Genomic DNA, 22,915 nt, shown 5'->3' with positions numbered 1-22,915 from the left:
CTCCCTCTTCCTACCGTAAGGTCAAATATTCTGCAATCGGGCCGAGCACAATGACCGGCAGAAACGTCAGCGCACCGATAATCACTACCGTACCAATCAGAATTCCGGTGAACAGACCATTGTCTGTGCGGAATGTGCCAATCGTCTCAGGAACCGGCTTCTTCTGGATCAGTGAACCTGCAACTGCCAGCATTACGATTATAGAGACATAACGGCCAAGCAGCATTACGATCCCGGTTGTAACATTCCAAAAGGTGGTATTGTCCGCAAGCCCTTCAAATCCTGAACCATTGTTCGCGGCAGAAGAGACATATTCATATAACACTTGGCTAAGTCCATGGAATCCGGGATTCGTGATGGAACCGTTGCCCAAGTCCGTTAAGAACGCACCTGCTGTTGGTACAAGGATAATGAACGGATGCACAAGGATAGCAATCGCAATCAGCTTCATCTCCTTGGCTTCTATCTTTCGCCCGAGAAACTCTGGTGTTCTGCCAACCATTAGTCCACATAAGAAGACGCCCATGATGGCATACATCAGCATATTGATTAGTCCTACACCTTTTCCCCCGAAGACGTTATTGAGCATCATTAGGGCCAGAGGGGTAATGCCACCCAGCGGTGTCAGCGTATCATGCATATTGTTAACACTACCTGTCGTAGCTGCCGTTGTTACCGAAGTGAACAGCGAAGATTGCGGGATACCAAAACGCACCTCTTTACCTTCCATGCTGCCTTGCGAAGACTCGATCCCCAGCGCATTAATAGCGGGATTCCCTTTAGTTTCCGCATAATAATTCAGCCCCAGCAGCAGAACGAACAAGGTCATCATTGCTGTGAAAATCACCCAGCCCTGACGTTTGTTCTTAGCGAACAATCCGTACATATATGGCAAAGAGGCTGGCAACATCCACATAGAGAGAATCTCCAGAACGTTCGTAAGTGGATTAGGGTTCTCAAAAGGATGCGCTGAATTGGCTCCGAAGAAGCCGCCACCATTCGTACCTAAGTGTTTAATTGACTCCAAAGAAGCGACTGGACCGATAGCGATTTGTTGCGTCTGCCCTTCGAGTGTAGTGACCTCAAGCGATGGCTTGAGCGTTTGTGGCACATGCAACCCTACCAGCACCAATGAAACTAGCAGAGCTAATGGGATGAATACACGAATATGTGCTTTTACGAAGTCCTCAAAAAAATTCCCGACTGATTTCTGTCCTGTAATCCCTCTGACAAAAGCAACCGCAACAGAAAATCCGCTCGCTGCAGACGTGAACATCATCATCGTGATGACTGCCATTTGTGAAAAATACGATAGTCCCGTCTCCCCGCTATAATGCTGCAGGTTCGTATTGGTCATAAAGCTGATCACCGTATTAAATGAAAGCGTCTGTTCCATATCGGCAATTCCATTCGGGTTCAGCGGCAATCCCCGCTGTAATCTTAGAAAAATATAACTGAAAGCAACCAGTACGATATTAGTTAAAACAAAGCTGAGTGCATACTTCTTCCAGGACATTCCGTCCCGTTTTTTCAGGCCGATCAGCTTATAAATACCTTTCTCTGTGCCTGCAAACCAGCGATCCGTACGATTTGGTTCGTTAGAAAATACATGATATAAATACGTCCCCATCGGCTTGACCAACAAGATGAGAATTACAATTACGACGACTATTTGCAAAATGCCCATGAATGCCCCTCCTTAAAATTTCTCAGGATGAATCAACGCGTAAACCAGATATATAAACAACAGTAGGGTAACAGCGATTACTAGAATCACAGCTTATCCCTCCCCGTATCCTCAACTACACCTGCGCACCAGCGCATAAAGCCATAAAATAACCCGTAAATTACAGCTAACGAAGCCACCATATACAGATCCATCATATCTTCCGCACTCCTTCCATTATCCTTGATGAGGTGATCTATCGATTAGAAAATCAGCATCACCACTATGGGAATAGATTACATAGCTCGCACCAAGTCTTTTATAGACCAATCTAGGATTTATAGAACTTGTAATCACAAAAATTGGCTGTGTCGTCCAGGTACGGCACATCTGAATATAGCGGCAGCAAAGCGGAAAGCTGCTCTCAAACAGATATACCCTGCCTACCGGGAACGATGGGCGAAACCAAGTGCTCTGATGGCGGGTATCCACTAGAATAACCTGCTCGATTCCGAGCTCCTCTAGTAAAGCTTTCTCAGCCAGATTGTTGGTTAATCCCGCCATCTTAATACCCCTGAACTTCAGAAGTTTAATGAAATGTTCTCCCGCCTTTGTAGGCGCACATACAAGCACATATTCATTCTGATCCGTCATCTCTTTTTTCTCCTCCTGCTCATTTACAACAAGGAGGCAACGAAAATCTCCGAAAGGATGTTGACCTATCGTCATTTTCGGGCACAACCTAAAGCTCGGTTGTGTCACGTCATTAGACGCTGCCTTACAAATACCGCTAATGATGAATTTAGCGACCTCTTGGGGGAGGCCTCCATAAATGCTTTGCTTCTAAGAGCACAGCAAAAAGCCACAAAGGATCTCCTCTGTGGCTCGCTAGCGGTCACATTGCACTCATCCTCTCTCCATACGCTTACGAGGTTAGCTGTCGGATTCGGGCGGTGAGAGTCGCCCTACCTGTATAGATGCGAGCTCACTCGCACCCTCTACAGGATTCACCCCATAATCAGCTTCCGACTCTCACATCGGCTGCCGATTGTTGGTTCCCCCGCTTTCCTTATCGGAAATTAAGCGGATCAAATATTCGATTGTCGTTGAAACAGGAGTAATCATACTCTTATGCACGAAGACTTGTAAAACCTGAATGATGCCAAAATAATGCAAATTAAAAACTATTTTCCCATTAGATAGCGCTTACTTGATATCTAATCTCTCTATATCTCTTGTTTACTCGAGTTTCAAGCGTTTAATCGCTATCTATAACCCATGTGATTTTATTCACCTTTTTAGGGTGAAAATACTGCAAATTCCCTTTATAGGTTGAAACGCAAGAAGCTGAGGTTGAGCGAGAAAGAGGCGCGATAACACGCCATAAATACCTATTTACCTCGTTTTTCAGTCGTAGTCGGCAGGATATGGTTAAAATCGCTCTAAAAGAACATTTTCCGTTTTTTACAGAAAATCTTGAAAAGAGTATGATTCGGGTTGAATCTAATTCATGAAAAACAATCAACGCTGAGTTCCTGCATTCGCAGGGAACGGGGGAACCATCAGGCCACCTGGCCTACTTGGGGTGAATCCAAAGGAGACTGCGTAAGTCTCAATAGGTAGGGCGACTCTCACCGTCCGAATCCGACAGCTAACCTCGTAAGCGTAAAGAGAGAGACCCTTGATCCGCCACGCTTTGGCCCAGGTATATCTGCCTGTAATCCAAAACCGCAGCAGAGGTCCTCCTCTTGCTGCGGTTTTTGCGTTACCTGAGCCTGTTAGGTGATAGCACGCTGGATGGGGTGAATGTTTTGAAGCACTATTATTTAGGGATACATCAAGGGCTGCTTGAGCCGATAAGTCTAAATTACGTTTGTTTCGGGGCCTTGTGGTTCGAAGAAAATAATCACAGATACATTGTAGGTTATGCATTTGGCCAGAACCAGATCCAAGCCCTTCGCCAATTCAGTACACCTTCTTCTTGTAAAGACTGTTTAGACTCTAAGATTGTATATGAAATATATAAAAAAATTCGAGAACAACAACAGCAGCAGGATTGGTCATCGCATCAAAAACTCCCGTGGTTTACAGCCTTCAAGGAGCCTTGGAAAGATGTAAGCGCCGGTTGGTATGTCTTGAGATCCCGCAGCACCTTTCCCTTACATCTATCTGTTATACGGAAAGAGAAGTTCCGACTATGGCTAGAGCATACCGCAGTCTGTGAGAATAAAATGGAAATGCTCGCTTGTGTAGAAAAGGCTAGTGTCACTCATCATGTAGACTTAAAGCTTTTGGAAATCTAAGGAGGAACCCTACTATGGACCAGCGCAGACTATCCCGCATTGAAGTATTTGTATTGGATGAACCCGAGCCTATTCACTATGGAATGGAAGGGGCTGAAGGCTGCCGTTATGGTATTCTGAAGCTCACCTGTAAGGGAGGTTGCAGTTGGGGGGCTTGTCTAATCTCTGCCAACACCAAAAATTTCGATCTCATTAAATGGAGTTCTTTTTTACGGGCTATCTGTCATTGCCGTCTTGAGGAAGCGCTGGATAAGGTCCGCCGCGAAGGTTCAGATTGGGAGCAGGTTAAGCTTGAGCTAGTTCAGGGTGCTTTGCAGGATTTAAAGGCCAAGCTCCAGGGTAAATCCTTGGCAGGGCATATTCAGCAAGGGCGTCTGTACAGTGTTGCAGCTGGGGGGAGCAATTCCAGAAGTGAACGGCTCTACTACAAACCTTCCAAAGCTTTTTCCACTGCCTCCCAGCAGAAACACAGTTGCCCGGAACCAGACACCGCCGATCTTATCAATAAATCCATCTCTTACTTTTCTATATTATAGATTCAAGCAAATCTCTCATTCTGAAAGGATCGTGTTCACCATGCCTGACCCCTTACCTCCCGTGTCCACCTACAGTGCTAAATTTGCAGAGTGTGTTCAAAAGTATACTAATGAAGTCTACGTACTCAGTTCCATGTTATTAGAACAATCTAATGAGGCAGACAAGGTTACTATCCGCACCTTCACAGAGCTTCATAAAATATATCGTCAGGATAACTTCGACCCTCAGTTATTCTCTATCCACGCTTACCGCACTTGTATTCGCCAGTGTGCTGATTCTTTTGCCCGGCGCTCTCTTCTATCGGCTAAGGGATTACCTTGGGAGGAACAGCTTGTGAAGGTATTGTGGTACGGCTTAAAGCTGCCTCTTTCTCAAATAAGCATTATTCTGCAAAAAAGTGTTCCTGCACTGAAAGCACAGCTTAGAGCTGTACGGGAGCAGATGACCGACCAAGCGGATATACGAACGAGCGCAAATCTTTCTATAATTTAGTCACTGACTAGAATTCAGACGATCTTTAAGCGCATGAAGCATCTAACGGACTCAGGAGCCTTTAATTGAAGCTTTTCCTCAAATTTGGCCGGCGTTCGGACTCCAGTAGAAATCCCGAGCGATGAGCGTCTCGGATCGTCTTCAAGCAGGCCCTAATCATCTTCCACCAAGGCAAGGCTTACGGACCCAGATATCGTTATTTGCACGTTTATCGCCTTTTGAGCATAGTATCGGACTCCAGTGCAACTATTTGGTTAAAAGAGCTACTAATTCACTGTTTTTCATGCCAATAGCGACTATTGTGTCCGATATCTTGCCAAATCTCGATGATTGTTGCATTTAAGTGTTGCTGGGTCCGTTAGCTATATCAGCTCGTATACAAAGAGATTGCCAACTCAAAAACGGGGATATCCCAGCAACCATAAATGGCTGTTAGGATCCCCCCGAAAATTCAGTACCTACTATTGTGCCTTACTCTTACGCGCCTTACTGTACATCCACAATCCTGCCAACATCCCCACTATAGCAACACCGGTCAATACGCCTTGAACGAAATCCATAAAAGTGGAGCCATCCGGAAGCATTCTACTAACCGAAGCCAGTGATACCGAACTCATTAAAAGCATAATGGTATATTGTTCGCTTGTAGACATCATTAGCACTCCTTAAAAGTTATATGAGGCCTTCTTAGATCTTGTATGCTTTCATTGCTTTTCTGATTTCTTTAATACTTGGGCGTTTGCCGTACATCAGTACGCCGGTACGATAGATCTTGGCTGCCAGCCATCCGAAGATGAAGGTAGTCACAAGCAGGATCAGCAGCGATACAATGACTTGCCAGATCGCCACCTCACCGACACCAATTCGGAGCAGCATCGTCAATGGTGAAGTGAAAGGTACATAACTCGCTATCTTAACCACTAGAGTATCGGCATTGGAGATACTGAACAGTGGAACATAGAACGCTACGAAGCCTAACATCATGATTGGCATTACCGCCTGACCGAGATCCTCCGTACGGCTGACAATCGAACCTACAGCCGCATACATCAAGGCATAGAGGAAGTAACCTAATACGTACAAGACAAATCCATAGAGCAGCAAGTTAATATTGAGCTGGCCTAAATCGAGATCAAAATCAGCCAATACGGTTGCGTTATGCGGGAGCGTCAAATTGACGACGATCGCTGCGACAAAGATCCAAATTTGCAATATTCCTACTAGGAAAACACCGATAACTTTACCGAACATTTGCGCTAAAGGTGAGGCACTTGTAATGAGAATCTCCATAATCCGCGAGCTTTTCTCAGAGGTTATCTCAGCGGCAATCATGTTGCCTGTCATCATAATGGACATAAAGAACAACATAAGCATGGCATATACGATAATGTAGTTAATGGCCGGAGTGTCCTCCTGAGAGCTTTCACTGCCACCGCCTGCGTTAAGCTGTTGTGTAGTAATCTGCACTGGTGTTGACATTGCAGCAATCTGTTCAGAGGTCAGCTTGTCGCCAACGATGAATTGTGTGTTTGCTTGCTGAAGTGCATTTTGAAGATAAACTTGAACATCTCCGTTTAGTTCTCCATCATTACTGTGATAAGTAACGGGTGGAAGCCCTTCACCAGTAGGTTCTGCAAAAGTAACATAACCTTCTACTGTCTCTTCATCTAATGCTTTCTTTAACTCGGCATCATCCGCAGAAGCATATTGTACTATCTTAGCCTGTGGCATGCCCTCTGGCGCAGTATAAGCCTTCAACAATTCTGCAACCTGATTTCCCTCTTCAGCAATCACAGCAATTTGAGTAACTTCACTTTTGGCCGAATCACCCTTAAACTGATCGATGATATAGGGAAGATTCATCCCTATGCTGAGCAATAATACTAGAATCAAAGTAGTAATCATAAATGATTTCGTTCTAACTTTATTTTTAAAGGTAAAGCCGATAATTGTCCCCATCTTATTCATTAGATTCACCCACCGCTCTGATAAAGATTTGGTTTAACGTAGGTTCCTTGATTTCAAAATGCTCCACTTCACCCTGTGCTATCGCCTGCTGTAAAATACGCTGTGCTGCACCGATCTCACTGATCGATAACAGATACCCACGCTCCAGCCGTTTCACTGCTGTAACGCCTGCGATGGACTCCAGACCTTTTACCTCATTAGCTGTACGCAGCAATACTTCTTCCCGCGGGTAGCCATTCTTAATCGTGCGGATATCCCCTTGAACGACCGTATTGGAACGATCGAGAATCGTAATGTTACGGCACAGCTCTTCTACATGCTCCATCCGGTGCGTAGAGAAAAGGATACTTGTTCCCGAATCACGCAATTCTTTGACCGTATCTTTCAGCAGCTCCACGTTTACTGGGTCCAGCCCGCTGAAAGCTTCATCTAGAATCAGAATCTGCGGTTTATGAACGACAGCGGCGATAAAGCCCATTTTTTGCTGATTTCCTTTGGAAAGCTCTTCTATCTTTTTATTGTAATAATCCGGAACCTCAAATCGATCCAGCCAATAGCGCAAGCTCTTATCTGCATCACTAGCTGACATCCCACGCAGGCGGGCTAAGTAAACGATTTGATCGCTGATCTTCACCTTAGGATATAGTCCGCGTTCTTCGGGCAGATAACCCATAAGTTGCTGCAGTTCACTGTTGAAAGGCTTCCCGTTATACAAAATTTTGCCCTCATCAGGGTAGATTAGGCCGAGTACCATACGCATCGTGGTTGTTTTTCCCGCGCCGTTCGCCCCCAGTAATCCGTAAATTTCCCCTTTACCTACAGTTAGGTTAATTCCGTTTACTGCGGTTTTTTCTCCATATTGCTTAACTACACTTTCCAGCTTTAAGGCTTCCATTTCTCTAGTCCCCTCTCTTGTGGTCAATTAGAATAGGACGATGACCCTGTGTCCATAAACTTAATATTTCGTCCAGTTCCAAACTGCGGCTCTTGATAACCTTTACGCCCAAGTTATGAATGCGTTTCTCGTTTTCAGAAAATTGTTCTATGATAAAAGAAGCTACACCCGGTGTATCCATTGTAAAGTGCAAGCCTCCTGGCAACTCAGCCGATAACTCCGCAAGCTCCTCTTCATCCGCAGCATTCACCCAAACCTCGGTCCAAGCACCGAACAGACTGTCTTTTTCAGCCATGCCCAGCAGTTCTCCCCGATGCATAAGGACGATATAATCCGCCAGCCGCCGCACCTCATCCACAATGTGTGTGGAGATGATGATCGTTGCGTTGTTCTCATCCATATATTTACGAAGTGTCTCGATCATAATCTTCCAAGCAAAAGGATCAAGACCTGATGAAGGTTCATCCAATAGCAGCAGACTTGGCCGCGCCGCAAGTGCTGCAGCAATTTCGAATTTCCGGCGCTCCCCTTTAGACATCTTCGAAAGTCTCATATGATACGGAACCTCCAAGCGATCCATCAGCTCCTGAAAATATTGATCGTCCCAATTTGGATACCAATACTTCCGAAATCGAGCTGCCTCCTCTGCATTCCAGTGGTTCTCCTCAGTAATTGACGTTTCAGGAACATAGGCAATGGTCTGGCGAAGCTCCAGAGACAACCCGCTATCATACCTGTTCTCAAACCAATATATCTCGCCTTCCTCTGGATTAGTCAGCTGTATCAGCAGATTCAGCAGTGTGCTTTTGCCGGAACCATTCTGACCTACCAAAGCTGTAATATATCCTTTAGGCATATTCAGGGTCAGCGGCCCTATCGTCTTGTTTCGCCGCCGTTTAAGTACATTCCGCAATTCTATAGCCATCTGTACCATATGAGTAAGCGCCCCCCTCTCAATCCTTTTCTCTATACTTGCGTTCTACAATCTCCATAAAAATCTGTTCAAGTTCATCCTTGCTGCAATGTACCGATCGGCCGATATCCACTGCACTTTCAAGTGCTTTGCCAACCGTTTCCCGTTTATATTCTTCCATTGCTCCGTCACCTACATGGGATACAAAGGTACCTGTTCCTTGTCGCGTTCGCAGCAAACCTTCGTTCTCCAGATCCTGATATACCCGCCGCACGGTAATTACACTGCATTTCAGATCTCCTGCGAACTCACGAATTGAGGGCAGCAGCGTACCTTCTGTAATGACTCCGCTAATGATTAATGATCTAAGCTGAGTCTCTATTTGATGATAGAGGGGCTCTGCACTATTTTCGTTGATTTGTACCGGTATCCACATTATTTACACCTCGCCTTCCACTCTAGCGTGCTAGAGCGCAGTCCTTGCCATTTCCGATTTTTTATACGAGATTGCGACTTTTCAGCCGATGTATAGTCCATTTAGAGAATAATTGCACAGATATTGTCCCCAGCAGAAGTGACCCCCACATGATCGGAGATAACAACCCCCACTCCTTTGAATAGGAGATACTGTATAAGAACAAACTGCCTCCGCCCAGTGTAACTAAGAACGATGTTGCCCACGATAAAACTACGATAAGCAATGTTAGCCATAGATAAGCTTTGCCGCTAAAAAGATATTCAATAAAAATATATAGACCCGAGACCATGAATCCGAAGCCGAGCCAAGTAATCGCAAAAGCTATATACGAAGGAACCGCCAGTTCTGTCCGGAAATTCTCTCCTAACAAGTAAATAATACCGAAGAATAACGTACCATTTAGTGTAAAGGAGCCCACACCCTGAAGTTTCCTCCGCGATAATATTACTGCAGCTGGAATCGGTAAAGTCCGTAAGTAAACCAACATTTTTGTGTAAGAGTCTTCACTCCAATATTTCATGGAGCGGCGAGAGAATGTTAATCCCAATAAGGGGATAAAGGAGAGAAATAAGAAATCCGCTAGCATCGTCCGATCCTGCTCACCTAGTACATCATTTGCTATCAGGCTAGTCAGTCCACCAAGATAACTCATAAAAACAACTGTTATTACGAGGGTCCCTAATATTTTTAATTTGTCTCCGCGAAAATCAGAGCGCAACATAAACCATGAATCTTTTAATGTTTTCATCAATGCTAACCTCGCTTTACAATGTCTTCAGCGTCTAGCAGAAGCAGGTGTTCATATCCCTGTGCTTACTGTATATATCTATATACACAGTATATGACCTTAATTTTACATTGTCAATCCTGTAACTGGAAATTATTCAAAAGAAATAGGAGGTTTGGGCAACCTCATACTTCAAGTTTATGGAGATACTCTCAGACGTTAGGTACCGCTTATTTATTGAGATTAACTACAATGAGGGGGAATTGAGGCAGAATGCTACGGGGCGAATGTAACTGGGATAATTGAGTTTATTAGATAATTCATTCAGTGGAATGAATTAGTAAGAGCTCACTCTCTGCTTCTATGCAACGTGTTGGTGTGATGTGCGTTGAAGGAGGCGGGTGGTGAGTATCGGGGCGGATAGTGGTTCAGGTTCGGGTTCGAGTGAGGGCGGGGGTTTCGGATGTGGGATGCTAGTTCGGGGGTATGATGCGTGCGCGGCGAATGGTGCAGTTCCGATTGTGTGATGCGGGTATGGCGGATGGTGCGGTTTGGGTGCGGGATACCGTTTCGGCTGCTAGTGCAGTTTCAGGTGTGGGATATGGGCGACTGCCGGACGGAATAGAAACATTAGGGAAAAACTCCCTAAAATCAGCCAAATAGAGCTTAGATTACGAGCTTTTAGGGAATTCCTCCCTAAAAATTCAGCTATTACTCTGTTATTGGGTTAATTCCATTCAATTTTAGGGAGGATTTCCCTAATTATGGCCTTTTTTAGCTAATTTCGTTCATTTTCAGGGAGGTTTTCCCTGATTACGTCTTTTTCGAGCTAGCTTCGTTCAATTTCAGGACAGATCCCGAAGCTCTACAAACCAAAATAAGCCCATCACCCGCAATCCCTACTCAGGAACATGCAGATATATAGGCTTATTTCATAACTATTTACGACTCTGCTACTCTAGTGCTGTTCATTCGCTCAACGCACTAAACTCTGTGCTCTATTCAAGCACTTATTTTACGCACCCAAAATAACTTCCCACACCGGCTTGGTGTGTCCACCTGGATACAAAACATACAACAGCACGTACACCATAACGCCTGTAATCGCTGTGATAAACCAAATTATCGATGTCACTCTGCCCCACTTACGGTGCTTGGAATACTTCGCCTTGAAACCAAGAGTTAACGTAGTAAGTCCGAATACCGCAGCTACGGTTGCCAGGACGATATGGAAGATCAGAAACACTTGATAAATCGTCTTCAGTTCATCCGGACCGCCCCATGAGGTATTCCCCACAAACAACGTTCTCGATACGTAAACAATAAAAAACAGCAGCGCAGCGATAGCGGCAGCAATCATCGTTTTCTTATGCGCCTCGCGTTTGCCCTTGATAATGAGCCACCAACCTATAGCCACCAGCACCGCGCTGAGCACGATGAATGACGTACTAATGGTCGGGAACACTGTGAAAATATCCATGATTCTCCCCCTCGGCAGTCTACCAGTTATGCACGGTTCAAGTTGCTCTCCTGAAGTGTTGAGGATGGCGTCGACAATTCATCGTCGTCTTGTCCGTTCTCTTTTTTATACCAATGATAGAACACATAAGCAAGCATAGAGGCAAAAATAAATTCCTGAATGAACTTCATCGCGATGCCTCCCACCTGTTGATCCACCTTCGGCGACATCACTTCAAAGAATGCAGGACCTCCAAAATTCTGAAGTAAAACAGTGGGGTCACCCGAGATACAATAGCCCATAGCACGCGCCCAAGTCTCTGGATCACTGTAAGTGGCGTAGAGCGGATGATCGGCAAATATAATCAGCCCGCAAGCTGGCGTCAGCAATACCATGTTCAGAAAAATAAACCCAATCTTCCCAAGCCCACTCGCCATACGATGTTCCGGCAGCGGATTAATCAGTGTCCACCACATTAAAGCAGAGGTCAGGAACAAAACAATGTAATAAATACGATGAACAGTAAAATGCAGCATCACATAATCATGAATAACAGGAATATGGTACAAGGAAAAAAGTCCGTTAAACAATAGAGCAGCTACTACCGGATGAGCTAAAAAAGATAACCGCCGAAGCGGATTCACCTTTAGTATCCTGCGCCAGATAAAATCTGGAATTCCAAGCATAATCAGCGGCACCGCTACCAGATAAGACAAGGCCATACTGACCATGTGGAAGGAAAACATCATATGCCCTAAGAGGCTAATGGGTCCTCCTTGTGCCAGATAAAGGGCAAGCATCCCACAGACAAATAACGCTCTACGCCAAAATGGCACCGTAACTGAATCGGCATAACGCCCAGCAATCGGACCAATCCACACAAAATAACCTGCTGTCAGCAGCAGCATTACCGCTAGAAAAAGCGGACTCCATAGTTCAGCAAAGCTAAAGTATTCTAATCCCAGCATAATCCCAACCTCCTAGCGCAGGAATTCTTATATCTAAACATCAAAAAGAGGGGGCATCGCAGCCCACCTCTTTCATTATTGTCCGTTAGTTCCACCAAACCCAATACAGCGACATAACAATACAGGTCCCAGCGATAAAGAAGCCGCCCAGCATGAAGAGAATCGGCAGAAGATGCCCTTTATCTTTTAGGTGCATCCAGAAGCCCATCTGTACAATCACCTGAAGAACAGCCATTACCAGCAGCAAAATAATCGCAAAGGTTGCATTTACGCCCCCAGCCGCAACAGCAGCGAAAGCAATCAATGTTAAGACAATGGAGAAAATAAAGACAACAATATGTTTCTGTGGTCCTTCATGCCGATGACGTTGCTTATACCCGCCGCTATCTGGCATATGCTGATCCGTCGTCATAGTGCCTAGCCCACCTTTCCGAGTAGGTATACAACCGTAAAGATGAAGACCCATACTACATCGATAAAATGCCAGTACATGGCTGACACATACACTTTTGGTGCAGTAACAACCGTTAACCCCTTGCGGGCGAGCTGCCCGATCAAGATGGAGATCCAAGCGATCCCGAAGGCTACGTGCGCACCATGAAATCCTACCAGTGTGTAGAATGCCGAGCTGAATGCACTTGTGGTCATTCCGAATTCTTCGTGTCTTACATATTGAGTAAACTCATAGATCTCCAAAACCAGGAAACCTAAACCTAAACCTACAGTAACTAAAAGCCAATTCCGTAGCAGTGCCGGCCGATTTCTGTGCATTGCTTGAATAGCGAATACACTCGTCAGACTGCTTACCAGCAGGATGAATGTTGCAGCGGCTACAAGCGGCAGGTGAAACAGTTCATTCGCCGAAGGCCCCTCATTCGTCTGATTACGCAGTGCGAGGAAAGTAGCGAACAACGTGCCGAACAATACCGCTTCGCCGCCTAGAAACAACCAAAAGGCAAGTACCTTGTTGCGTCCTTCGAGCGTAGCTTTTTCCGGCTCGTGCGGAAAGGTATCCTTAGAAGCTTCTGCATGTGCCGTTGTCATGTCCGCTCACTTCCTTCCAGCTCTTCAGGTTCAATATGCCATCCGTGATCATCATACAGTGAACGCATCAGCATGGATCCAAATGTAATAATAAGACCGATGGCTGTAACGATATAATTATTAAACAGGAAGCTCATAAAAGCATTGCCGAATTCATCACGGCTAAACATAAAGCCAAGCCCAGCAATAAAAATTCCGATAGACATCGTAAACGGTAAAATCGTTGCTGACGGCATATGAATTGAGCCCACCGGCTCTGCTGGTGTCATGCCTTTATTCCCTGCTACTTTTTCTTTCCAGAAGGCATCAATCCCCCGAATAAGAGGTGTTTGCTTGAAGTTATATTCTGGCGGCGGTGAAGGAATGGTCCATTCCAATGTACGTCCATCCTCCCACGGATCATTGCTTGCATCCGCTGGTTTTCTGGAAGTCAGGAGGATGTTCACCAAGAAAATAATCATACCGACACCCATAAGTCCTGCACCGATGGTACTGACTAGATTCAGGAAATCAAATTGCTGATTAGGTAAATAAGTAAATACGCGGCGCTGCATCCCCATAAGCCCAAGGAAATGCTGTACAAAGAAGGTCAGATGGAATCCGATGATAAACGTCCAGAAAGTCCACTTGCCCAGCTTCTCACTCAGCATCCGTCCGAACATCTTCGGCCACCAGTAGTGCAGACCTGCGAACAGGCCAAGCACCAAGCCACCAACAATAACATAGTGGAAATGCGCTACGACAAAATACGTATCATGGAACTGAAAGTCAGCAGGTGCGGACGCCAGCATCACTCCAGTTACTCCCCCCATAGTGAAGGTAGGAATAAATCCAACAGCGAACAGGTTAGGGGTTGTGAAACGTACTTGCCCGCCCCACATCGTGAACAACCAGTTAAAAATTTTAATCCCGGTAGGAACCGCAATTAACATCGTTGATACGGAGAACAACGCGTTAGCTACAGGTCCAAGTCCAGTTGTGAACATGTGGTGAGCCCAGACCATGAAGCCTAAAAAGGCGATCAAGATGGTTGCAAACACCATGGAGCTATATCCGAACAGTCTTTTACGCGAAAAGGTTGGGATGACCTCGGAAATAATCCCGAAGGCAGGCAGAATGAGAATGTAAACTTCCGGATGACCAAATATCCAGAAGATATGCTGCCATAGCACTGGACTTCCTCCGGCTCCAACTTCGAAGAAATTGGCTCCGAGAATCCGGTCGAATGTCAACAGTACTAAACCTACTGTTATTGCTGGAAAAGCAAACAAAATAATGGCGGAAGTGATAAATGTGGTCCAGGCGAACATCGGCATCCGCATATAGGTCATTCCCGGTGCACGCATCGTAATGATCGTGGCTAGAAAGTTAATCCCCCCGATGAGGGTCCCTAATCCGGCAATTTGTAAGCCGATCGTATAGAAGTCTACACCGTGTGTAGTGCTGTATGTACTCGTAGATAGTGGGGTGTAGGCGGTCCACCCGGCGTCAGGAGCGCCACCCATAACCCAGCTAAGATTCAGTAGAATCCCGCCGAACAGGAAGGTCCAGAAACCAAGTGCATTTAGAAAAGGAAAGGCTACGTCACGTGCACCGATCTGTAGCGGAATGACGGCATTCATGAGTGCGAAGATGACTGGCATGACGCCGAGGAAGATCATCGTCGTACCATGCATGGTTATGAGTTCATTAAACGTTTGTGCATCCAAAAAGTTATTCATCGGCTTGATGAGCTGCCAGCGAATCAGAAGCGCTTCAATTCCCCCGATGCCAAAAAACAATCCTCCGGCCCATAGGTACAAAATCGCGATTTTTTTGTGATCGACGGTAGTAAGCCAATCCATAAGTCCTGTATGGCGCTTCACACTGTGGCCGTGCCCCAGAGGCTTGGATGAATTCAAGGTATGCGCTGCTTGAGCCAAAGTTCGTCCCCCCTTTTCGAAAGTTCCGCCCGCCTTTAGGCTAAGGCATTAGTCCAGCTTATAGTTGGCCAGATACTCTGCAATGCCATCAATCTCAGCATCACTCAGGCCCAGATCTTTGGGGTTAGGCATCAGATTGCCTGGTTTTACGGATTGCGGGTCGTGCAGCCAGGTTTTGAGATTCTCTTCAATCGGCGCACCATCTTCCCTCGTGTCGTCGTTGAGCAGAATTCCAGCAATCGACTCCCGAGAACCAATTCCGGTCAAGTTCGGCGCATTATTAATCCCTTGATCGCCTACAGCGTGGCAAGTCAGACATGCCGCTTTGAACTTCTCAGCTAAAGCAGGATCCTCCGGCAGCACAGCGACAGGCGTTTTCATCGAATCAATCCACTTCTGAAATTCCTGTTCACTAACTGATTTCACCTTAAATTCCATCAATCCATGAGAAGGCCCACATAGCTCCGCACATTTCCCACGGTAAACGCCTTCATTAGGCGCACTAAAGCTAAAGCGGTTAATCGTTCCAGCTGGGTTGGTATCGATTTTACCGGAAAGAGAAGGGACCCAGAAGGAGTGCAGCACATCTTTAGTTTCCAGTTCAAAGGCGATATCTTTGCCCACCGGAATAATCAGATCCTGTGCTGTAGTTACCTTATAATCGGTATACTCAAACTCCCACCAGTATTGGTGGCCGGTTACTTTAACCTTGATCGCATTCTTGTCATTGGAATGATCATCTCCAGCGGCAAACACTGCTTTCACCGTTGGCACGGCCAGTACTACAACAAGGATAAGCGGAATAACTGTCCAGAGAATCTCAAGTTTAATGCTGCCCTCAACCTGCTCAGGGATTTCATTCTGACCCGGTCTTCTGCGGAAGCGGATCAGTACATAAGCTGCAATCGTAAAGACAATCAGCAGCACCACGATCATAATGCTGATCGACAGCTCCATTAATCCGTAAGATCTGTCTGCTGCAGGTCCCTGTGGTCTGAGTACTGACAAGTCCTCACGACCGCACCCGGCAAGAAAGAGTCCAAACATAGCGGTCATGGGAAGGAGTCGCTTTACAGCCTGCCACGTTTTCATCATTGATCTACCCCGCTTTTCCCGATTTCGTAGATTCCTGTTTTTTTCTGTCAATTATAACAATCACTATTAATATAAGTTTAAGGGAAAGTTTTGTCAATCGTTCACAACTAGTTCACATTGTAATTTTCGACACAATAAACCCTTGTCCCATCTGGATTTGATGGCATTTTATGAAAACGCAAACAAATAAAAAATAATAAAGAAAGCGCATACACTTTAAAATGTGTCTATTAATTCATTTGACTATTCTATGAGGAAGACTTTTCCTTATTCGTAAATGGGCATACAAAAAAAACCGATTCCAGCAACAAAAGTTGCTCGGGCACGGTTTATAAGAATCCTCGTGGATGTTATTACTCAAAATGATGTCTAAAGTTAAGCAAGTGACAAACGTATCTGTTAGCTAGGAGACGGATGAATTCATCCGTACCAACTCGTGTTCCACGACCATGGTCAGTTCCTCTTCATAGCCTCCTGTAATCCGATACTTTCGGACGTACTCCTTTACGAATTTCTTGGGATCTTTGGGCCGGAAAATGCGTGTCATTTCCCGTAGACTTTCCTTGACTTCGTTATGACCTTTACTTGCCATGATCAGTTCCCTCCCAAAACATTGAAAATGAATGCTCCGTTGTAGAGAATGCATGATGAAAAGTACGCCGTAACCTCGAATGCAAGTGAAGTATCCATTACACATACGTGGCTTGCACTATCCGTCAAAACGTGGAATCTAAAGCTATGTCTAGCCTTTGAAACACCGCCTTGCCGGTGAAGCAGGTTCGTCGTGATTTGGGCTGAGAGTAAGGACGCCTGATGAACGATAGCTCCTTGACACTTTTATTACCCGAAGAGCCACTTACTGAATCACTCCTTTCGGGCCTTATCGTTATATTGTATCATATTCCGGATTAACTTCCACCTTTCCTTGTAAAATGTACTATTTGGAAAATATTATTTTTTTACAACTCTCTTCGTAAGTCATATGTCTCCAAACTGGTTAAAATATAATAACCAATACAGCAAGTGAAACTGCATTTATCAACAAATGAGAAGGAGATCGTTATGGTCCAGCCTGTAATTCCCGTAATGACTACCGCAACGCCAGAGGACACAGCTACACGCCGGGAGGGTCTTGAACAAGCCCATCAAGCTATCCTAAAAGAATATCCCAAGATGCATAGCATACTTATTGTGCGCCATGGCAACCTTATCTTCGAACGTTATTATAACGACCATCATGCTGGAGCATTAAATGATCTCCGTTCTGCTACCAAAAGTTTTGTCAGTGTCCTTACGGGAATCGCTATCGACCGTGGCGAGATGCCTGATCTCCATATTTCTGTATCTGAGGTACTTCACAAGCATATTCCATACCTTCACTCCCCACATCTCTCAAAAATCACACTCCGTCATCTTCTTACCATGACTTCCGGCTTTAGCTGGATCACAGGGAAGAAGCTCGGTGAACCTCTCGTCCGGAACCTCCATCGCAGCCGCCGCTGGGGTTCCTTTGGCCTTAGCTTGAACATTATTCCAGAACATATCGGCCAGTTCCAATATCGAAGCATCGACTCACATCTAATCTCGATGATGATTAGTGAATCTACAGGTCTTGATGCATTTTCCTATGCAGCACAGCATTTATTTACTCCACTCCGAATGGCTAATACCGCTTGGTTACCTAGTCCCGAAGGACATAGCATGGGCCATATCGGCTTGCACTTAACCTCTCGGGATATGGCTAAATTCGGAATCTGCCTGCTGAATAATGGAGTGTTTGCAGAGCAGCAAATCATCCCAGAGCATTGGTTGCAGGATGCACTTACCGCTCAAACTAAGGGATATCCAGCGTTTGGTGATTACGGATATCAGTTTTGGATCGGTACGATGAGCGGGCAGCCCTACAAACTCGCCCACGGGCATGGCGGGCAGCAGATTCTGCTCTTCCCCAATCTGGATACTGTCGTGGTCTTTACAGCAGAGAGCAAGACAAACAACTGGAAGAACCCACGCAAGCTGCTTGAAAAGTATGTTCTCCCTTCAATGAGCTAAACATACTTTTTCCTGACAAGTCATAGGCTTGTAAGGAAGAAGGATTCGAACAATCAAGCCCCTTCTTCTCCAAGCAGAAGGAGAGTGAGCCTATTGTCCCCTTTTAAATCATCTACCGGATTGCCCGATAATATAGCGGGCGCGTTGTGTTACTTTTTCCCTTTTCTCGGCGGCGTCGTCTTTCTCGCATTGGAGAAACGCAGCCGCTTTGTGCTGTTCCATTCGCTGCAATCACTGATTACCTTCGGAGTGCTGATGATCCTCCACGTTCTAACCGGATTGGTCCCTTTCCTCGGTCCCTTGATGAGTGCACTCGTCTCTCTCTGCAGCTTTGGAGTGTGGCTGCTAATGATCTACCATGCCTTAAGTGGCAGGTGGTACAAACTCCCTTGGGCAGGTGATATCGCAGAAAGTCAGATTCGCCATCTGTAATCCCCCCCCAAAAAGCAGTCCCTCTGATCGCTGAAAAGTATTCCCTTTTGCCCATCCACTCCTTACAATGTAGAAAGGGCATCAATGGAATTCTACAGGCTGGAGGAAATTATATGTATCTATTTATCATAAACCCACGTTCCGGCGGGGGAGCAGGCGGCCGGACCTGGCATACTGTAGAGGCGCTCATGAAGGAGCGTTCGCTGCCTTTCATGTCCTTGTTTACGCACAGCGTAGAGGGTGCAGAAGCCCTTGTTTTAAATACACTAAAGCATCGCGAGGATTGGAAAGCTGTGATTGTAATCGGTGGTGACGGCACGCTCCATAGCATTTTGGGTGCACTTTGCGGTAAAGATATCCCCATGGGCGTGATTCCTGCCGGCTCCGGCAACGACACCGCCCGGGGGTTCGGCATCCCGCTTTCGATAGAAGCCGCGCTGGAGGCCGCCCTTAGTGAGCGGTATATCGAAGCAGACCTGCTTTCAGGAGCAAACGGACTGACCGTAACAGCCGTTGCCAACGGCTTTGATGCTCAGGTGGCTGAGAATGTGAATGCCAGCCGTTACAAACGGCTGTGCAATGCCATTGGAGCAGGCCAGCTGGCGTATATCATCGGCATATTGCATACGCTGATGACGTTCAAGCCCTGCCGGGTAAGCGTAGTCTGCGACGGCACGGAGCATGCCTTCGAGAAGGCATGGCTGGTCTCGATCTGCAACCTGCCCAGCTACGGCGGCGGGCTTTTGATCTGCCCGCAGGCAAAGGCCGATGACGGCCAGCTCGACGTCTGCGTCGTGCACGGGTGCAGCCGCGGGCAGCTGCTGCGGCTGTTCCCTACGGTACTGAAGGGCAAGCATGTGGCGTTGCCCTTCGTGTCTATGCTGCGCGGACGTAGCGTAGCCGTAGGCTTTGCCGAGGCCCGGCCTGCGATCGGCGACGGCGAGAGTCTGGGCAAAGGGCCGCTGGCCGTTCGCTGCGAGCCGGGGGCGCTGCGGGTGCTATCGCCGCTGGCGGCGGACAGCGTACAGCTGCCCGTCGACACTGCAGCGGCATGCGGCAGCAACGGGTAACCTGACCCGTGCATACCATACACACAAAAAACAGCAAGCGACTGGTTCATTACCAGTTCGCTTGCTGTTTTGTATATCCTATAGCTTTTGTTTGAGCATTCATTCCTAAAGCCTCAAACAAGAGGCTCTTCCTCGTCTTCCACGAAAGTGACTCTTCCGTCCTCCAGTGAAGCAATACGCACAAGTGATTCTACGCGATATCCCGCTTCCTGCAGCAGCCGATTCCCTGGCTGGAACGCTTTTTCGATCACAATGCCAATTCCAACCACACTTCCGCCCGCCTGCTCAACAATACGGGCAAGTCCGAAGGCGGCTTCACCATTCGCCAAGAAATCATCAACAATCAGCACCCGTTCTCCGGGAGCAATGAATTTCTTCGAAACGGTAATTTCATTCGTTTCTTTCTTCGTGAAGGAGTATACCTTCTCCACGTAAATGTCTTCTATCAGCGTCAGCGATTTCTGCTTACGGGCAAAAATCAACGGAACCTCCAGCTCTAATGCTGTCATAATCCCCGGAGCGATTCCCGAGGATTCTATAGTCAGCACCTTCGTAATTTCTTCGCCAGCGAACCGGCGGATAAACTCACGGCCAACCTCGCGCATCAGGAAGGGGTCCATCTGATGATTCAGAAAAGAATCCACCTTGAGCACTCCTTGCCCGAGTACAATACCTTCTTTCAATACCTTTTGTCTCAACAGCTCCATAGTGCTCCTCCTTCTCCCATCATTGAATCCATTCTCCCCACATTACAGGCCTGTCGGCTTCTGAGGCAATAAATTTCCAACGATCGATTTTAAATTATGATCATCCTTGCTCTTTTCCTGACCGTTATCATAACCCGTAATTCGAATCTCCAAGAAATCTCCCGGATTTACCGGTTTAAAAATCAATTTCTCGCGGTCTTCCAGTCTCACGTTAAAATTCATATCCTTAAACATTTCGACCAGTTCTGCTTCTCCAGGAGATGCTCCCTTATCCAGAAACAATAGTCCACGCAATTTCTTAGGACCATCATTGTGCACCACTTCAAAATGAACGATACATTCCATGCTTCTCACCTCCCTATGATAATAACTACTGCGCCTGTTCTTCCCCATCATCGCCTTGATCATACATAACATATTTGCTATGAATTTTGCTGTAACGTTCTCCATAACGCTCTACTAATTCTGCGCCCATATCCTGCTCCAGCTCGAATAAGACCATTTCCTGTGTAAAATGATTCAACAACAGCTCCACTAACACCGGGTGCTCTGTTACCACTGCTTGTGCGGATCCATCATCATAACGCATCCCCAGCATACACCAGCTCCGGTCGATCACAAATGAGAACTTCCGTCCATCCGCCCGCTGCGAATCTTTTCCGAATGACGGCCATACCGGGTAAGAGGCAGCAGCAGCATTGCCACCGTCAAAAGCCCATAAAAGCCTAACGCCACGCAGTTCGGCCTGTTCAAGTTCGCTCCGCAGAAGCGACGCTTCCTCGCGCCACATATCCACTACAATCTCCTGCTCTGCCATGTTAAGCTGGCGAATCAGCGCCCCCATTACATTGCGGTCGCCCTCTACATTATAAAAAGAAGGACTAACAGGCCCCCCGCGAGGCATCTCACTTTCCATATAAGCCAGCGAAGCTTGAACTCTTCCCGAGATCATCGTCGCCAGCTCCTCCGGATTGAGAACACTATACCGCGCAGGCTCTCCTTCACCACATCGTACATATCCCTGCTGTGTTAGGCGCTGAAGCGCCGCATACACATTTGATCTTGAAACTCCGAGCTGTTTGGCAACCTCATAGCCAGAAGCCTGACCTTTAGTCGCAAGCTCGACCATGATTTTGGACTCCATCTCCGTGAAGCCCAGATTGCGCAGATGCAGCAGCAGCTGTTCCATCTTGTTGTCCCCCTAAGCCCTAAGCTGACTGATATCTGTACTATATTTGCTCCGATCCACAACGCGGGCACCATAAGGAGCCCTTTGGCAATTCATTCCGACAGATTTGACACTTAATCATATCACGTACACCACTGTCCTGGGTGACTGCGGACTCCTCCTGATGTTCATTCGCATTCCAATCGCGGATGCGACGATCCAGCTCAAGCTGTCTTTGTCTTTCCCGTTCCAGCTGATCAGCATGTCTGCGATCCCGTTCAATGTCATGTTCGTTCGCCGCATATTCCTCCAATGGCAGCTCATCATCCTCTGAAGGCAGAATCTCAGAATACACCATACTTTGCGGATGGAGCTTCATTGCAATCTCCTTCTCTTCATCCGTTAGCTCATCTGCACCATAGTATTGATCCTCATCCTCTTCGTCCTCATCCACAGTTTTGACGAATACGGGCGGTGAAGGAATCTTTCTTGAAGTGGTTAGCTCCTCCAGCTTACTTCCACACTTTGGACAAAAGTTTGCATCGAGCGCCACAACATTGCCGCAAGAACATAACCGTTCATTTTTCAGTTCAGCAATCCTTGCGCGTTGGACTTCGATTTTTTCCTGAAGTTTGGAACAGGTCCGTGCCAGTTCTACCATTTTGCCTTCAGCTACCGACATATCCTTAGTGCGATACCCTTCATAAAAAAGCCTGCCCATTTTCGTGAATTCCACTTCCATCTCACGTTCAATATCGGAAATAAGCCCGTTCAGCTTGCCAATCTCAACAGAGCTTTGTGCTTTTTCAGTAACCCGGCTCGCACTATCTTTGATTCGTTTCATAAAACTCATTACAGTTCCTCCCTCTCCAGCGATACGTGATTCTATCATACCAAATGTATCGAACAGATTCATTAATGTGCTTTAATACGCGATTTAGCGGAGAATGTTCCTATAAATTCTTATTTTCACTGATTTCAGACGTTATTTTGCGTCAGGGGTTCTACATCGGTTAAAA

Annotated in this window: 28 protein-coding genes and 2 riboswitches; of the genes, 8 read left to right on the top strand and 20 right to left on the bottom strand. The window is 46.4% G+C overall.

Annotated elements, in window-relative coordinates; all coding sequences use genetic code 11:
- Positions 1 to 10: 10 nt before the first annotated feature.
- From kdpA to PODO_RS02620, 3 genes are all read right to left on the bottom strand, one after another.
- Entirely contained in the window at positions 11 to 1,687 is a 1,677-nt protein-coding gene (kdpA, locus tag PODO_RS02625; RefSeq protein WP_038568545.1) for a potassium-transporting ATPase subunit KdpA, read from the bottom strand.
- 12 nt (positions 1,688 to 1,699) lie between these two features.
- Positions 1,700 to 1,777: a K(+)-transporting ATPase subunit F gene (gene kdpF, locus PODO_RS32260; protein ID WP_076101420.1), complete on the bottom strand. Its 78-nt coding sequence runs from the start codon at positions 1,775 to 1,777 to the stop codon at positions 1,700 to 1,702.
- 126 nt (positions 1,778 to 1,903) lie between these two features.
- Positions 1,904 to 2,320, bottom strand: a complete 417-nt coding sequence (locus PODO_RS02620) for a hypothetical protein (RefSeq protein WP_036676842.1) — start codon at positions 2,318 to 2,320, stop codon at positions 1,904 to 1,906.
- A gap of 252 nt (positions 2,321 to 2,572) precedes the next feature.
- Positions 2,573 to 2,762: riboswitch (cyclic di-AMP (ydaO/yuaA leader) on the bottom strand.
- Positions 2,763 to 3,181: 419 nt separating this feature from the next.
- A riboswitch (cyclic di-AMP (ydaO/yuaA leader) is annotated at positions 3,182 to 3,346 on the top strand.
- Positions 3,347 to 3,414: 68 nt separating this feature from the next.
- Here PODO_RS02620 and PODO_RS02615 point away from each other — a divergent pair.
- The 3 genes from PODO_RS02615 to PODO_RS02605 all read left to right on the top strand — a co-directional run bounded on the left by PODO_RS02615 (position 3,415) and on the right by PODO_RS02605 (position 4,998).
- Positions 3,415 to 3,969, top strand: coding sequence for a hypothetical protein (locus PODO_RS02615; RefSeq protein ID WP_036676704.1), 555 nt, complete (start codon positions 3,415 to 3,417; stop codon positions 3,967 to 3,969).
- A 14-nt stretch (positions 3,970 to 3,983) separates the two neighbouring features.
- On the top strand, positions 3,984 to 4,505 hold the full coding sequence (locus PODO_RS29815; RefSeq protein ID WP_052096743.1) for a hypothetical protein: 522 nt from the start codon (positions 3,984 to 3,986) through the stop codon (positions 4,503 to 4,505).
- A gap of 61 nt (positions 4,506 to 4,566) precedes the next feature.
- Positions 4,567 to 4,998: a hypothetical protein gene (locus PODO_RS02605; protein ID WP_143760485.1), complete on the top strand. Its 432-nt coding sequence runs from the start codon at positions 4,567 to 4,569 to the stop codon at positions 4,996 to 4,998.
- A 461-nt stretch (positions 4,999 to 5,459) separates the two neighbouring features.
- On the opposite strand, the gene PODO_RS02600 is transcribed toward PODO_RS02605, so the two are convergent.
- The 6 genes from PODO_RS02600 to PODO_RS02575 form a co-directional block, all read right to left on the bottom strand.
- On the bottom strand, positions 5,460 to 5,654 hold the full coding sequence (locus PODO_RS02600; RefSeq protein WP_143761263.1) for a hypothetical protein: 195 nt from the start codon (positions 5,652 to 5,654) through the stop codon (positions 5,460 to 5,462).
- 31 nt (positions 5,655 to 5,685) lie between these two features.
- Entirely contained in the window at positions 5,686 to 6,966 is a 1,281-nt protein-coding gene (locus PODO_RS02595) for an ABC transporter permease (RefSeq protein ID WP_038568541.1), read from the bottom strand.
- Positions 6,959 to 7,861 (bottom strand): ABC transporter ATP-binding protein, encoded by a 903-nt coding sequence (locus tag PODO_RS02590; RefSeq protein ID WP_036676693.1) that lies wholly within the window; start codon positions 7,859 to 7,861, stop codon positions 6,959 to 6,961. The genes PODO_RS02595 and PODO_RS02590 overlap by 8 nt, the downstream gene beginning before the upstream one ends.
- A 4-nt stretch (positions 7,862 to 7,865) precedes the next feature.
- Positions 7,866 to 8,795 carry an ATP-binding cassette domain-containing protein gene (locus tag PODO_RS02585; protein ID WP_038568538.1) on the bottom strand — a complete coding sequence of 310 codons (930 nt, stop codon included), beginning with the start codon at positions 8,793 to 8,795 and terminating at the stop codon, positions 7,866 to 7,868.
- A 19-nt stretch (positions 8,796 to 8,814) separates the two neighbouring features.
- On the bottom strand, positions 8,815 to 9,210 hold the full coding sequence (locus PODO_RS02580; RefSeq protein ID WP_036676688.1) for a GntR family transcriptional regulator: 396 nt from the start codon (positions 9,208 to 9,210) through the stop codon (positions 8,815 to 8,817).
- 61 nt (positions 9,211 to 9,271) lie between these two features.
- A complete protein-coding gene (locus PODO_RS02575) occupies positions 9,272 to 10,000 on the bottom strand; it encodes a hypothetical protein (RefSeq protein WP_052096740.1) in 729 nt (242 codons plus the stop codon).
- A 383-nt stretch (positions 10,001 to 10,383) separates the two neighbouring features.
- On the opposite strand from PODO_RS02575, the gene PODO_RS32105 reads away from it, so the two are divergent.
- A complete protein-coding gene (locus PODO_RS32105) occupies positions 10,384 to 10,506 on the top strand; it encodes a hypothetical protein (protein ID WP_254924601.1) in 123 nt (40 codons plus the stop codon).
- On the top strand, positions 10,484 to 10,642 hold the full coding sequence (locus PODO_RS30865; protein ID WP_218918666.1) for a hypothetical protein: 159 nt from the start codon (positions 10,484 to 10,486) through the stop codon (positions 10,640 to 10,642). The genes PODO_RS32105 and PODO_RS30865 overlap by 23 nt, the downstream gene beginning before the upstream one ends.
- A 352-nt stretch (positions 10,643 to 10,994) precedes the next feature.
- Here PODO_RS30865 and PODO_RS02570 read toward each other — a convergent pair whose 3' ends face one another.
- From PODO_RS02570 to PODO_RS02540, 7 genes are all read right to left on the bottom strand, one after another.
- Positions 10,995 to 11,459, bottom strand: coding sequence for a DUF420 domain-containing protein (locus tag PODO_RS02570; protein WP_036682502.1), 465 nt, complete (start codon positions 11,457 to 11,459; stop codon positions 10,995 to 10,997).
- A gap of 26 nt (positions 11,460 to 11,485) precedes the next feature.
- Positions 11,486 to 12,406 (bottom strand): cytochrome c oxidase assembly factor CtaG, encoded by a 921-nt coding sequence (gene ctaG, locus PODO_RS02565; protein WP_038568534.1) that lies wholly within the window; start codon positions 12,404 to 12,406, stop codon positions 11,486 to 11,488.
- Positions 12,407 to 12,491: 85 nt separating this feature from the next.
- A complete protein-coding gene (locus tag PODO_RS02560; protein ID WP_036682505.1) occupies positions 12,492 to 12,818 on the bottom strand; it encodes a cytochrome C oxidase subunit IV family protein in 327 nt (108 codons plus the stop codon).
- 5 nt (positions 12,819 to 12,823) lie between these two features.
- Positions 12,824 to 13,450, bottom strand: a complete 627-nt coding sequence (locus tag PODO_RS02555) for a cytochrome (ubi)quinol oxidase subunit III (RefSeq protein WP_038568531.1) — start codon at positions 13,448 to 13,450, stop codon at positions 12,824 to 12,826.
- Entirely contained in the window at positions 13,447 to 15,294 is a 1,848-nt protein-coding gene (ctaD, locus tag PODO_RS02550) for a cytochrome c oxidase subunit I (RefSeq protein ID WP_052097403.1), read from the bottom strand. Before ctaD ends, PODO_RS02555 begins: the two co-directional genes overlap by 4 nt.
- A gap of 126 nt (positions 15,295 to 15,420) precedes the next feature.
- Positions 15,421 to 16,467, bottom strand: a complete 1,047-nt coding sequence (gene coxB, locus PODO_RS02545; protein WP_038568530.1) for a cytochrome c oxidase subunit II — start codon at positions 16,465 to 16,467, stop codon at positions 15,421 to 15,423.
- A 403-nt stretch (positions 16,468 to 16,870) separates the two neighbouring features.
- The gene (locus PODO_RS02540; RefSeq protein ID WP_019913840.1) at positions 16,871 to 17,059 is read right to left on the bottom strand and encodes a hypothetical protein; all 189 of its coding nucleotides are present in this window, start codon (positions 17,057 to 17,059) and stop codon (positions 16,871 to 16,873) included.
- Positions 17,060 to 17,490: 431 nt separating this feature from the next.
- On the opposite strand from PODO_RS02540, the gene PODO_RS02535 reads away from it, so the two are divergent.
- From PODO_RS02535 to PODO_RS02525, 3 genes are all read left to right on the top strand, one after another.
- The gene (locus tag PODO_RS02535; RefSeq protein WP_244886417.1) at positions 17,491 to 18,519 is read left to right on the top strand and encodes a serine hydrolase domain-containing protein; all 1,029 of its coding nucleotides are present in this window, start codon (positions 17,491 to 17,493) and stop codon (positions 18,517 to 18,519) included.
- 93 nt (positions 18,520 to 18,612) lie between these two features.
- On the top strand, positions 18,613 to 18,951 hold the full coding sequence (locus PODO_RS02530; protein ID WP_036682511.1) for a DUF4870 domain-containing protein: 339 nt from the start codon (positions 18,613 to 18,615) through the stop codon (positions 18,949 to 18,951).
- 113 nt (positions 18,952 to 19,064) lie between these two features.
- On the top strand, positions 19,065 to 20,021 hold the full coding sequence (locus PODO_RS02525; protein ID WP_052096739.1) for a diacylglycerol/lipid kinase family protein: 957 nt from the start codon (positions 19,065 to 19,067) through the stop codon (positions 20,019 to 20,021).
- Between the two features lie 113 nt (positions 20,022 to 20,134).
- On the opposite strand, the gene PODO_RS02520 is transcribed toward PODO_RS02525, so the two are convergent.
- From PODO_RS02520 to PODO_RS02505, 4 genes are read right to left on the bottom strand one after another with little or no spacing between them, the layout of a single operon-like run.
- The gene (locus PODO_RS02520) at positions 20,135 to 20,728 is read right to left on the bottom strand and encodes a xanthine phosphoribosyltransferase (RefSeq protein ID WP_038568524.1); all 594 of its coding nucleotides are present in this window, start codon (positions 20,726 to 20,728) and stop codon (positions 20,135 to 20,137) included.
- Between the two features lie 42 nt (positions 20,729 to 20,770).
- Positions 20,771 to 21,073 carry a hypothetical protein gene (locus PODO_RS02515; protein ID WP_038568522.1) on the bottom strand — a complete coding sequence of 101 codons (303 nt, stop codon included), beginning with the start codon at positions 21,071 to 21,073 and terminating at the stop codon, positions 20,771 to 20,773.
- Positions 21,074 to 21,098: 25 nt separating this feature from the next.
- Entirely contained in the window at positions 21,099 to 21,917 is an 819-nt protein-coding gene (locus tag PODO_RS02510) for a TrmB family transcriptional regulator (RefSeq protein WP_036682516.1), read from the bottom strand.
- 40 nt (positions 21,918 to 21,957) lie between these two features.
- Complete coding sequence (locus PODO_RS02505; protein ID WP_036682517.1) at positions 21,958 to 22,749, bottom strand: zinc ribbon domain-containing protein; 792 nt, start codon at positions 22,747 to 22,749, stop codon at positions 21,958 to 21,960.
- Between the last annotated feature and the right edge of the window lie 166 nt (positions 22,750 to 22,915).

Origin of the sequence: Paenibacillus odorifer, from assembly GCF_000758725.1 — a bacterium.
Classification (GTDB): Bacteria; Bacillota; Bacilli; order Paenibacillales; family Paenibacillaceae; genus Paenibacillus_AQ; species Paenibacillus_AQ odorifer.
This window is presented reverse-complemented; position numbering and strand designations above follow the sequence as displayed.